The organism is Bacillus sp. FSL M7-1020 (genome assembly GCF_038050415.1).
GTDB lineage: Bacteria > Bacillota > Bacilli > Bacillales > Bacillaceae_G > Bacillus_A > Bacillus_A toyonensis.
The window spans coordinates 3,049,757-3,062,227 of sequence record NZ_JBBOTW010000001.1 but is presented as its reverse complement, the minus strand read 5'-3'; the positions used below and the strand labels follow the sequence as shown (position 1 = coordinate 3,062,227).

At 35.6% G+C, this 12,471-nt stretch carries 14 protein-coding genes; 10 read left to right on the top strand and 4 right to left on the bottom strand.

From position 1 onward, the window contains the following. Positions 1-22 precede the first annotated feature (22 nt). Positions 23-988 carry a quinone oxidoreductase family protein gene (locus MHB70_RS15590; protein ID WP_000645240.1) on the bottom strand — a complete coding sequence of 322 codons (966 nt, stop codon included), beginning with the start codon at positions 986-988 and terminating at the stop codon, positions 23-25. A 123-nt stretch (positions 989-1,111) separates the two neighbouring features. Between MHB70_RS15590 and MHB70_RS15585 the strand changes: the two genes are divergently transcribed. From MHB70_RS15585 to MHB70_RS15575, 3 genes are all read left to right on the top strand, one after another. Then, positions 1,112-2,005, top strand: coding sequence for a LysR family transcriptional regulator (locus MHB70_RS15585; protein ID WP_000403868.1), 894 nt, complete (start codon positions 1,112-1,114; stop codon positions 2,003-2,005). Positions 2,006-2,304: 299 nt separating this feature from the next. Further along, a complete protein-coding gene (locus MHB70_RS15580) occupies positions 2,305-2,817 on the top strand; it encodes a YjfA family protein (protein WP_000473732.1) in 513 nt (170 codons plus the stop codon). Positions 2,818-2,834: 17 nt separating this feature from the next. Then, positions 2,835-3,311: a DUF2690 domain-containing protein gene (locus MHB70_RS15575; protein WP_000771157.1), complete on the top strand. Its 477-nt coding sequence runs from the start codon at positions 2,835-2,837 to the stop codon at positions 3,309-3,311. Between the two features lie 113 nt (positions 3,312-3,424). On the opposite strand, the gene MHB70_RS15570 is transcribed toward MHB70_RS15575, so the two are convergent. Continuing rightward, on the bottom strand, positions 3,425-3,913 hold the full coding sequence (locus MHB70_RS15570; protein WP_000902402.1) for a DinB family protein: 489 nt from the start codon (positions 3,911-3,913) through the stop codon (positions 3,425-3,427). A 192-nt stretch (positions 3,914-4,105) separates the two neighbouring features. Here MHB70_RS15570 and MHB70_RS15565 point away from each other — a divergent pair, with 192 nt between their 5' ends. Both MHB70_RS15565 and MHB70_RS15560 read left to right on the top strand, forming a co-directional pair. Beyond that, complete coding sequence (locus MHB70_RS15565) at positions 4,106-4,561, top strand: DinB family protein (RefSeq protein WP_001081119.1); 456 nt, start codon at positions 4,106-4,108, stop codon at positions 4,559-4,561. Positions 4,562-4,753: 192 nt separating this feature from the next. Next, on the top strand, positions 4,754-5,791 hold the full coding sequence (locus tag MHB70_RS15560; RefSeq protein WP_002039050.1) for a DUF4003 domain-containing protein: 1,038 nt from the start codon (positions 4,754-4,756) through the stop codon (positions 5,789-5,791). A 128-nt stretch (positions 5,792-5,919) separates the two neighbouring features. On the opposite strand, the gene MHB70_RS15555 is transcribed toward MHB70_RS15560, so the two are convergent. Continuing rightward, positions 5,920-6,684 carry a DUF817 domain-containing protein gene (locus tag MHB70_RS15555; protein WP_000499378.1) on the bottom strand — a complete coding sequence of 255 codons (765 nt, stop codon included), beginning with the start codon at positions 6,682-6,684 and terminating at the stop codon, positions 5,920-5,922. A 275-nt stretch (positions 6,685-6,959) separates the two neighbouring features. Here MHB70_RS15555 and MHB70_RS15550 point away from each other — a divergent pair, with 275 nt between their 5' ends. The 5 genes from MHB70_RS15550 (at position 6,960) to MHB70_RS15530 (ending at position 11,035) form a co-directional block, all read left to right on the top strand. Further along, the gene (locus tag MHB70_RS15550; RefSeq protein WP_000902729.1) at positions 6,960-7,994 is read left to right on the top strand and encodes a FecCD family ABC transporter permease; all 1,035 of its coding nucleotides are present in this window, start codon (positions 6,960-6,962) and stop codon (positions 7,992-7,994) included. Next, entirely contained in the window at positions 7,995-9,011 is a 1,017-nt protein-coding gene (locus tag MHB70_RS15545; protein WP_000653816.1) for a FecCD family ABC transporter permease, read from the top strand. A 21-nt stretch (positions 9,012-9,032) separates the two neighbouring features. Next, positions 9,033-9,932, top strand: coding sequence for an iron-hydroxamate ABC transporter substrate-binding protein (locus MHB70_RS15540; protein ID WP_061530509.1), 900 nt, complete (start codon positions 9,033-9,035; stop codon positions 9,930-9,932). Positions 9,933-10,156: 224 nt separating this feature from the next. Continuing rightward, a complete protein-coding gene (locus MHB70_RS15535; protein WP_000178481.1) occupies positions 10,157-10,708 on the top strand; it encodes a GNAT family N-acetyltransferase in 552 nt (183 codons plus the stop codon). 99 nt (positions 10,709-10,807) lie between these two features. After that, positions 10,808-11,035, top strand: a complete 228-nt coding sequence (locus tag MHB70_RS15530) for a hypothetical protein (protein WP_001047296.1) — start codon at positions 10,808-10,810, stop codon at positions 11,033-11,035. Between the two features lie 71 nt (positions 11,036-11,106). On the opposite strand, the gene MHB70_RS15525 is transcribed toward MHB70_RS15530, so the two are convergent. Continuing rightward, the gene (locus tag MHB70_RS15525) at positions 11,107-12,432 is read right to left on the bottom strand and encodes an ArsB/NhaD family transporter (RefSeq protein ID WP_000438005.1); all 1,326 of its coding nucleotides are present in this window, start codon (positions 12,430-12,432) and stop codon (positions 11,107-11,109) included. Between the last annotated feature and the right edge of the window lie 39 nt (positions 12,433-12,471).

Below are 12,471 nucleotides of genomic sequence, written 5' to 3'. Positions count from 1 at the left end.
CTTCCTTTTTAAATATGAACGATTATGGTATCAATAAAATCTTCCCTGTGCTTTTACGGCTCTCTAATAATTCATGGGCGCGGGCACCGTTTTGTAAAGAGAATGTAGTAGGACTCGCAATGTTTAATTTTCCAGTAGTGATCCAATCAAATAATTGAGTAGAGCGCTGCTTACGTTCTTCAAAAGTAGTAAGCACGTTCCAAAGGTCTCCGCCAGTTAAAGTTTTTGAAGTATCCATAAGCATACGCGGATCAACAGGCACGGGATTACCACCAGCCATTCCGTAGAATACAACGGTACCACCAACTTTAGTAACTTTAAAACTTTCCTCTAATGTAGAACCTACTGATTCATATACAACATTTACTCCGGCATCATTAGTCACTTCAAGTACTTTCGTATGCCATTCTTCAGTATATAAAAATACGCGATCAGCACCAGCTAACGTGGCTACTTTTGCTTTTTCTTTTGATGATGTGAGGCCGATTACTTTTCCGCCCAGTAGTTTAATTATTTGTATAAGAAGTTGACCAACACCACCAGCCGAAGCATGTACTAAAGCAACATCACCTTGTTTTATTTGATAGCTATCTTTCGTTAAATAATGTGCTGTTAAGCCCTGCAATAAGACAGAAGCGGCTGTTTCAAACGGGATAGAATCTGGAAGTGGAATTGCTTTCTCTGATGGAACGGCAACTAATTCTGCATTTGCAAATGGGACGTCAGCAAATGCAATACGGTCTCCAGGATTGATAGTAGTAACGTCAGCTCCTACTTGTTCAACAATACCAGCCCCTTCATAACCTAATATATATGGCGGGTTACCAGCGAGATGATAATCACCGCGGCGTCTATAAATATCAGCAAAGTTTAAACCGATTGCTTTCGTGCGGACAAGAATTTCATTTGAATTTATGATTGGATCATGTATTTCTTTATATTGTAGTACATCCGGATTTCCGAACTGTTCGAAACAAAGTGCTTTCATATGGAATACCTCCATTTATATTGTTTGTCGATGCTCTTTATCATACAATATAAACATCGATAGGCAAAGAGGATTATTTCGATGGAATCAATCGAAAATATCGATTGAAAAGAGGGATGATAAATGGAGATAAAACAATTAATTACATTTAAAATAGCCGCGGAAACTTTGAACTTTACACAAACTGCGAAGAAATTAAACTTTGCCCAATCGAGTGTTACAGCACAAATTAAAACGTTAGAGGCTGAGCTCGGTACACCACTATTTGAGAGGTTAGGGAAACGTCTTTTCTTAACTGAAGCAGGAAGAAAGTTTCAACTATATGCGGACAAGATAATCGCACTTAGTAACGAAGCGAAGACGGCTGTGAAAGATGATGAGGAAATAGCAGGTACGTTAATAATTGGTGCACAAGAAAGTCAATGTACATATAGGCTTCCGTCTATATTAAAGAGGTTTAAAATACAATTCCCCAAAATAAAGCTTATATTTAAACCAGCGCATTCCAATAAAGATGCGAAGGAACAATTGATGGAGGGGAAAGTCGATCTTGCATTTATTTTGGACGAATGTAAAACAGAAGATGCTTTGCATGTGAATCCACTTATGAAAGAAGAATTAAAAGTAGTAGCTGCTCCAGGGCATTGTTTACTCGAACAGGCTTCCGTTTCTATAAAAGATTTAGAGAGTGAAACACTTTTGTTAACTGAACTAGGGTGCTCATATCGGACTTTATTTGAAGAGTTATTTCGTGCGGAAGACGTATATCCAGCAAATAAGATTGAGTTTGTTAGTGTCGAGGCAATTAAACAATGTGTCATTGCGGATTTAGGTATAGCAGTTTTGCCAGCAATAGTAGTAGAAAAAGATATACGGGAAGGGACGTTAAAGGAGTTAGTGTTAAAAGAAACAATAGCTCCGATTTATACACAAATTGCTTGGCATAAAGATAAATGGATGACAGTGCCACTGCGACAATTTATTGATGTAACGAGGGAGTTTTTTGTAACGGATTAAGTGGAGAAATATTTATTTTATATAAAAGAAAAAATGGCAATTTTGTATAAAGAACCGATGCTTGAATATAACAAGTATCGGTTCTTTTATGTTTTAAATATAGAATGCTATAAAATGTGTATTTCTCAATTTTTTTCTTAAAAGGATAAGTAAAATTTTTCGTATATTCCAATAATCATAAGGGAATTTACAACGTTTATTCGTTTCTGTAAGATGCCTCTAGGAAGCGTGAAAGGAGGACTTACATAGCAGTATAGCTTGTCTTTAGTATACGTACTTATTGTGAGGAGGAATTTAAAATGTTTAAAAAGTTAATGAAAGTATGCGTGTTAAGTGCGGCAAGTATAGGTGTATTATTTAGTTTTCAAGGAAGTACATTTGCAGCTACTGATTTAAGTAGTTATTATGACGGGAAAAATCCAGCAACAACGAAAGTATACGGGGGAAGTACAACGTGTGATGCAGATGGATTTAATGCAAAATCTACAGCTGTATATGAAGGTAGTAAAAAAGTAGGGACAGTGTATTTACGTTACAGTAATAAATGTCATGCAGCATGGGCTAAGTTTGTTTTAGATCAACCAGCACCAGCTGTTTCGGGAGGAGTGTACGCGTACGCTGTTGTGAATAAATACAAAAATGGTGTATTCCAAAAATCAGTTACTTCTAATCAGGGGAACGGCACAATAAAAACAGGTCAAACGAGCACTTATACAGGAATGGTATTTGATTTAACTGCTGATTTCGGATACACAGCAGATGCTGAAGCAGTTACGTTTAATAACGGTTACGGAAAAACAGCACGTTATTAAGAAAGGAGTGAAATTATATGAAACTTTTAAAAAAGACGAGTGCATGTTTATTGCTATCTTTACTCATTGTAACTAGTATGTTTAGCACGACTAATAGCGATAAAGTATACGCAGAAGATCATTCATATGATGGGAAAAGTCCTTACTATAACAGCTGTGATCAATCCGCAGTAACGAAAGAAAAGAAGTGGATTGATTCAAATTCTTATGTAGAATTAAAATTTAGCACGACGTGTAAAACAGCATGGGCAAAAGTTACTGTAACCCGCCCGGCAGTTTATAATAACGAAGCTGATGCAAGGATTGTTAGAAAAACAGATGGAAAGGCCTACACTTGCGGAAGTGCTGGAGGAAATGGTGTTGTAAATAAAGGGCAAACATCATGCTATACGCCAATGGTATATGATTTAGATCCAAGAAAGGCGCAAGCGCAGGGGAAACATGCAATACCAAATAGTGATGCATATAATTATGCTGAGACTATTTGGTATTGATGAGGATATAGAGATTGTAAGATAGAATATTTTAAGAGCATGTTTTGATTGGATTTCAAAACATGCTCGATTTGTATTCATTCTAATTTTTTTGGTAATCATGAACCATTGAATTAACTAAGGTCTGTATCAGGAGGAGTATATCCAAGGTGACGAGCCATTGATACAATTTGTCCTTTATGATGAAACTCATGAGTCTCCGTATGAGTTAAAAGCCATAGCGGTGTTGTGCTCCAAGGTTCTTTTTGCCATTTCACTTCATTTGCTATGTTTTCAAGCCAACGATCATTGTATTCATCTAAAAAACGTTGTACAGTCTCATCTACTAATTTAAATCTAGCACGGACTTTTTCCACATCTGCATGCTCAATTTCGTAATCGCTAGCAAATAAAAAATCTGCTCTTTTTTGCTTGAATGCGAATGATCCAAGCCAGTATCGATAGCAATCGGCTACATGAATATGAGTCTTTATAATGCTACCGCTTCCGAAATTAGGAACTGTGCTATGTAATTTTTCTACTGGGATTTCTTCCAAAAACGAAAATAGAGTTTCTCTTGTAGAGCTAATAAGATTATATTGTTGTTTTAAAATATGCAACATGCAAGTACACTCCTCTTTTATTTACATAGTAAGTAATTCTATATTTACGAGGAGTGAACCTTTTTATTATTTTTAATAAGCATATTAGATGTATTTCTTATTTGTTTCTGATAGATTAAACAAGGTGAAACATTAATAAGTTGAACATTCTTAGTTCATAATAAATTGTACATCAAGAAGGAGAACGATAAAATGAATAGACTAGTGGGTTTAAAACAATTTGAAATAACGCGCGGGGCGTTACTTAAATTTATGGAAACGTTAGATGATAAAACTGCGGATACGCAGCCAGAGGGTTTTAACAATACAATTCGTTGGCATATCGGTCACGTGTTAACAGCAGCAGAAGTTTTCATGTTTGGAAAAGAATTCAAACAATTACCAACTGAATATCCAGGTATGTTTGGGTATGGATCACGACCATCTAAATGGAAAACAGAAGGACCATCGTTAGAAGTGTTAACGGCTCAATTAAAAGAACAAGCAAAACGTATTAACGAAATTCCAGCAGAAGCATTTGAAAATAAACTGCCAGAGCCATTCCTAGGATTGGAAACAGTAGGGGAGCTTTACGGTATGATGCTTTATCATGAAGCTGATCATATTGGGCAAATGAAAGCGATGGAACGTATTATTAAAGCTCTTTAGTCTTAATTGCATATAACAAGCAATACAGGTGTAATGTTAAATAATATATACAAAAAAGGTAGATAAATTATTATCTACCTTTTTTGTATAACTTCTTGAAGGATTAGGGATTATCATCGTGATGCTGATGAAGAAGGATAAGAGAATTTTATAATTTTTATAGTGTGATTATTAATTATAGTATTCCTAAATATGGAATATACGTATAATGATAGAGAAGAACTAGAAATAGGGGTGAATACTATGATTACATTAGAGCAAAAGTTGGAGCAATATAAACATACATATGTACAGTTAAAGGGAGAACTAAAATGGAAAACGAGTGATTCTCGAACAGCAATGATGATTGCTGCTATGTATGCAGGTAGTGATAAGTTGTTTGATCTCGGACGTTTTTTAGAAATTAGTAGTTATATTAAGAATCAGGTAGGGATGTTTTCATACTTAAAGTCTTATCATCGTTTTGTAGTGGCCGCAACATTAGATATTCACTTTACAGATTATAAGAAAGCTTTTCAGAAGTTTTTAGATTTATATGAACAATTGGTCACTGGTGGCTTTAGCCGGAGTATATTTACTTATCTCGCAGCAGCTGTGCTTTTAACAGAAGAAAATGAACAGCATGGCACACATATTCAGCGTTCGATGCAAGTATATAAACGCATGAAAAAGGATCACCTCTTTCTTACAAGTACAAATGATTATCCGCTCGCAGTTTTATTAGCAGGACAATCAGAGCATGTAGAAACACTTATGGACCGAGTGGAACGTCTTTATCAGAAACTAGCGACAGCTGGTTTGCGTAAAGGGAATGATCTTCAATTTTTGAGTCATATTCTTTCACTAAAGAAGGATGTCAGGGAAGAACTATTAGTTGCAAAATGTACAAATATATGGAATTTGTTAAAGCAAGAAAAGGTAAAAGTAAAACAGATGCATTACCCAGCTATCGGGCTACTAGCGTTACTCGAGGACGGAGAAAAAGAGATTCATTCTATTCGAGCATTTATTGAAAAATTGCAGGGGGATAAATTGTTCCGTTGGCATACAGATACAACTATTCTTATTGCTATTCAACTGTTCGTAAGTCAGAAAGGTGAGGAAAGTAAAGCTACTAACACAGGTTTACAAACAATGATAGAAGTCCTCATACAAGCACAACAGGCAGCCATGATGGCAACGATTGCCGCTTCATCTGTAGCAACATCTTCTGCTAGTAGCAGTTCATAATGTGTAATTGCTTATACTCTTGTAAATTATAACTTCCTTGATAAGGACGGTTTAAAAAATATTACTAAAAACAGTTAGCTCATCACTCTCTAATGAGTGATGGGCTAACTGTTTTTACATAATCAGCATTATCTTTTTGATTCCTTCAAATGTTTGAGCTGCGTGACAATCATAATGCTAATAACAACGAGTAAAAACCATGAACTAATTTTGCTTAAGTGAACGAGACTCCATGCTTCCCGTTGATTTGGATATTGCCATGCTCCGAAAAATGTTGCGATGTTCTCTGCAATCCAAATGAAAAATCCGATAAGGAAAAAGGAGAGAACGAGTGGCATTTTATATGTAACGCCTTGTAATGAAAATTGTACAAATGTGCGAGAGAAAACAATGAATAGTAGTAAAGTTAATATCCATCTAAAATCGTATGTAAAGTGGTGTGTGAAAAAATTGAAGTAAATCATAGCTCCTAACGGCACGGCAAAAATAGCTTTCGGCCAATGATGCATTTTTAAATGCAACCTTCTCCACGCTTGACATATGTAACTCGCGACACTCGCATACATAAAACCGCTGTAAAGCGGAACTCCAAAAACCTTCGAATATGCCTCTTCGGGATAACTCCATGAACCGAAATGTACTTTATATATTTCTAGTAAAAGGCCGATGAGGTGGAAGATGGTAATTACTTTTAGTTCGTCTTTTGTTTCAAGACCAGTCTTGTACATAATCCACTGCATAAGAAGGCATACGATGAGTATGAAATCATAGCGATATAACCCTGGGATAGAAATGATTTTTGAAAGGGCTAGTGTTAAAAAAATAGTGACTGGGAATAAACAAGATAATGCTTGTTCGTAAGTGAAATGTAGTAATTGTTTTATATAGAACATTGGGTCTCCTTTGATAAGTTTGTTAGAAAACTCGAAATAATGACTAAGTATACTACGATTTTAAAAATAAGCTAGTAGTCTATTTTGCATGTATTTGTAAGTTTTAGAAGGGAATTGTAATAAGTATTTTAATATTTTAACAAAGTAAAAAATAGTTTGCTATTTAAAAAAAGTGGGGATATAATATCTAAATGAAAATGATAATTATTATCAATATTAATTATAAATAAAAAATAATTATAAAAAACAACTGAATATAAAGGATGAAATGAAACATGTTACATAAGTCTACTGTACATGCTGGTAATAACCGCTGGATACATATTAAGTTCATATGTTTCATGAGCTTAACAATTTTATGTTTAATTGGATCTATATTTTTAGCCATTTCATTTGGTGCAAAGGATATTCATTTACAAACGGTGTGGGTAGCGGTTTTGGATTACAATCCGAAACTAACACAGCACCAAATTATTTATGAATTAAGGCTCCCGAGAGTAATTGGTGCAGCAGTTGTAGGGGCAGCTTTTGCGGTTGCTGGTGCTGTTATGCAAGGTGTAACACGAAATCCTTTAGCTGATGCAGGTGTACTCGGAATAAATGCAGGTGCGATGTTTGTAGTAGCACTTAGTTTTGCTTTTTTCCCACATATGCCGTATTCCTATTTAATGATTGTTTCCTTTATTGGAGCTGTCTTAAGTACAGTACTTATTTTTGTTATTGGATCAGCAACATCAGGCGGGTTAACACCAATGAGGTTAACGATTGCTGGAGCGGTTATGGCAGCGCTTTTACATTCATTAAGTTCAGGTGTTGCGATTTATTATGATTTAAGCCAAGATTTAGCGTTTTGGTATGCTGGTGGTGTTGCAGGGGTTAAGTGGGAACACTTGAAATTTTTAGTCCCTATTATTCTTATAACGATTATTTTTGCGATAGTGTTAGGAAGATCTATTTCACTCATATCAATGGGAGATGATGTTGCTACAAATTTAGGAGTGAAAACGAACCGAACGAGAATACTAGGGATGATTATAGTAGTTATTCTGGCAGGTGTTTCTGTTTCAGCTGTTGGTTCTATTGGATTTGTAGGACTAGTTATCCCGCACATTGCTAGAAAATTAGTTGGTGTTAATTATAGACTCATTATTCCTATGTCAGCATTATTAGGAGCTATGTTATTAGTTGTAGCTGATTTAGGGGCAAGAACAGTAAATCCTCCTAAGGAACTTGCGATAGGGATTATGGTAGCTCTTGTTGGAGTTCCGTTCTTCCTCTATATAGCACGTAAAGTTGGGAGGGAATTATAAGTGAAGGATCTTTTTAACACGGATAAAAAGAGAGCTATTACTGTAACTACAATCTTCGGATGTATAAGTATCGCTGTAATTTTAATTAGTTTAAATACAGGGACACTGAGTATAGCGCCACTTAGAGTAATTGAAACACTTTTGGGTTATGGTGATTTTGAGAGTGCAACCGTGCTATATGATTATCGTATGCCAAGAATAATAATCACGATGTTAGCCGGTATTGGTCTTGGTATTTCCGGTGCGATTTTGCAAGGGTTATCCCGTAATGCACTTGCAGATCCTGGTATTTTAGGGTTGCATTCAGGTGCATCTTTCGGTCTTATCGTATTTGTTACTCTCTTTCATTCTATTAATGAGAGTGCATCCATTTTAATACCGTTATTTACATTTGGCGGAGGAGTATTAGCTGCATTTCTTATTATTTTACTTGCGAGTGATCGGTCAAAAGGTTTACTTCCCATTAGACTTATTCTCATTGGTATTGCAGTTTCAGCTGGCTTTAGTGCAATTTCGCTATTTTTCTCTCTCAAGTTAAATGATGAGACGTATACATTCGCTTCTAGATGGCTAGTTGGTAACGTGTGGGGAAGGGATTGGATTCATGTCCTGGCATTATTACCTTGGATTTTCATACTAACCCCTTATGCGTGGCTAAAATCTAAAACGTTAAATGCATTGTCACTAGGTGATAGTGTAGCAGCAGGACTTGGTGTTTCTGTGCAAAAAGAACGGTTATTACTTTTAGCTACAGCGGTTGGATTATCTTGCGCAAGTGTATCGATGGCAGGGGGGATTGGCTTTATCGGCTTAGTTGCTCCGCATATCGCAAGAAAGTTAGTAGGTACTACCTATCAACACTTCCTTCCGTTAGCTGGCATAATCGGAATGATTATTTTAGTGCTCGCAGATACGATAGGACGCTCTATATTTGAGCCGAATTCTATTCCGGCTGGTGTAGTAGTAGCGGCTTTAGGAGCACCGTATTTTCTTTATTTACTTACAAAAACAAAATAACTACTTCAAAGAGGAGAACATATGAAAAAGAAACTTACTATTTTATTTAGCATCATGTGTATTTTAGTACTAGCAGCATGTGGTCAAACGAAAGCTAATGAAGAGGCAACGAAAAAAAGTAATGAGCCAAAAATCGCCTCTATGTCTATTCACTTAACGAATAATTTACTTGCATTAGGAATTACACCAGTAGGTTCTGTAATTGGTGGAGATTTAAAAGATTTCTTACCACACGCAAAAGAGCAGTTGAAAGATACGAAGAAACTTGGGGTTGTAACAGATCCGAATATGGAAGCATTACTACAATTAAAGCCATCTGAAATTTATGTGGATGAAAAATATGCTGGCAAAGATTTAGCGAAATACGAAAAAATTGCAAAAACACATACTTTTAATTTAGATGAAGGTACGTGGAGAGATCATTTAAAAGAAGTAGGTAAACTTGTAAACCGTGAGAAAGAAGCAGATAAATATATTCAAGACTATGAAGAACAATCAAAACGAGTGAAAAATTTAATAGATAAAGAGCTGGGTAATAACGAAAAAGTAATGGCAATTCGCGTTACTGCAAAAGAATTACGTGTATTTAGTACGAAAAGACCGATGGGACCAATTTTATTCGAAGACTTAGGATTACAACCTGCAAATGGTGTAGAGAAAATTGATGGAAACCGTCCTTTCGAAGTGATTTCACAAGAAGTATTACCTGACTTTGATGCAGATGCTATTTTCGTTGTTGTAAATAGAGACGATAAAGCGAAAGAAGCATTTAAACAACTTCAAGAAACACCAATTTGGAAAGACTTAAAAGCTGTTAAAGGTAAGCACGTATATACTATTAATGACCAACCATGGCTTGACTATTCTGCTTTAGGAAACAAAATGGCGATGGATGAAGCGGAGGAAATGTTTACGAAATAATACAGTTTTGCTATTAGGGAAGACCCTCTAAATTTGGAGGGTCTTTTTGTAATTCTTATTGTTAGAATAAATGAAAAATTATACAATGAAGTTAATTTAGTATAGAGGAGATGTGCCAATGTCAGCGCTTATTGTAAGTATCCCGTTTATAAAGCTGTTTATGGAACAAGGGGATAAATAGGCTAAAATAAGTATCCCCGTTACTTAAAAAGGGGGAGTTTGAAATGACAATGAATCTTTTTCAAAATAAAACGATCAAATTATCAGCTAGTAGAGAAAAAGATGTTGAAGTAATGGCTATGTGGCAAGAAGATAGTGAGTATTTAAGAAATGTAGATACAGATGTAGCATTCCCGCAATCTTTAAATGAAATAGCAAGTGATGGGCTATTAAAAGGACGGAGATCGAATAGTGTTTCTTTCATGGTAAGGACAGTTCAAGAAGATCGCTTAATTGGTTTTGTGGCGATTCATGGTATAGAGTGGAATAACAGAACAGGTGTATTAGCTATTGGTATAGGAGATGCGAATGATAGAGGAAAAGGATATGGAAAAGAAACAATACATCTTATTCTAAAGTATGCTTTCTATGAATTGAATTTACACCGCATCGGTCTCGATGTTATTTCGTATAATAAACCTGCCATTGCATTGTATAAAAAGATAGGTTTTCAAATGGAAGGCTGTATGAGAGAAGCGGTTCAAAGAGATGGAAAGTATTTTGATCGTATCATTATGGGGATATTGCGGGATGAATGGATAGAGCTGCAAGGTTAGAAAGTACATTCGAAATTATATATGTAGTATGCAGGAGATATAATTGTAATTGGCGAAAATTTACAGTGTACTGATTGAATTTATAAGGAGTCATGCAAAATGAATTTGGAAAAGGCAAAACCAGTAAATGAAGAGGTCGCCGAATTAAAAGAACTTATTAAAGAGTTACACGGAAGTGTGCACCAACTTGAAAGTGAGGTGCAGCAACTAAGGCACGAAAGACCAGTTGTTGAAGTGAGAAAAGGTGTTCAACTATCACCGACAATTGTCGGGCAAATTGGTGGTATGATTTTAGGTGGATTAGCAATTATCGGTATATTTTGGTGATGAAAAAAGGTTTGCAGCACTATGCTGCAAACCTTTTGTATTTGACGATAGAATTTCATACAGTACAACTTCTACATTAAATAACGTAAATAAATGTAAGCATGTGATAACAATAGTGCAATGATTGTTAACGGTAAACCGATTTTTAAGAAGTCCATATAAGAAAATCCATGTCCTTCACGTTTTGCAATACCAGCAACAACTACGTTTGCTGATGCTCCGATTAATGTTCCGTTTCCTCCTAAGCAAGCTCCAAGAGATAACGCCCACCATAGCACTTCGATTTGCGGCGAATCAACAGATAATCCGAGGCCAGTAGCTAAATCTTGAATAAGAGGAATCATCGTTGCGACAAATGGAATATTGTCAATTGTCGCAGATGCGATGCCAGATACCCATAAAATAAGTATCGCAGCGAAACCGATATCACCATTTGTTACGTCGATTACTTCTTTTGCGAGTGAAGAAATAAGTCCGATATCAATTAATCCGCCAACGAGAACGAATAGTCCGGCGAAGAAGAAAATGGTTACCCATTCAACGTGGGCAAATATATCTTCTATTTCATGTTCTTTTACGCCGATTAACATAAGAAGTGTAGCGCCTGTCATTGCGATAACGGCAGCATCTACATGAATAATAGAATGAAGTACAAAGCCTAAAATAGTTAGTCCTAAAATTGTAATCGATTTTAAAAGGAGGCTTTGATCTTTAATATAATCTTTTTCGTTTAACGCCATTAGTTTTTCGATTTGTTCAGGCGTTGTTTTTAGTTTGTTACGATACATGAAGTAAATAATGCCAAGTGTAACGATAGAAATAATAATTACGATTGGAGCTAAATTTAGTAAAAAGGCATTAAAGTCTAAATGCTTATTAGCTGATCCAATCATAATGTTAGGTGGATCACCGATTAAAGTTGCTGTTCCACCTATATTTGAAAACAGTACTTCTGAAATCAAATAAGGAACAGGGTTAACTTTTAAAATACGTGTAATGGATAGTGTAACAGGAACGATTAATAAAACAGTCGTTACATTATCCAAAAATGCAGAACCGACGGCGGTTAATAAGGATAGTAATAATAAAATGCGAATCGGTTTTCCGTCAGCTGCTTTTGCTGCTTTAATAGCTACAAATTCAAATACGCCTGATTGACTCGTAATATGTACGAGAATCATCATCCCGATTAAAAGGGTGATCGTTTCCCATTGAATATGTGATGTGAAAGCAGTGTGTAAATCTACAATTCCAAAAATAATCATAATAGCAGCACCGAATAGTGCAATTACAGCACGATTCAATTTTTCAGAAATAATAAAACCATACGTGACTAAAAATACGGCAATTGCAAAATAATATTGCCAATTTGCTACTTCATGTGCTGATTGTTCCAAGCGAGTCACCTTCTTTAAAATATGTATTCAATCGTCAAA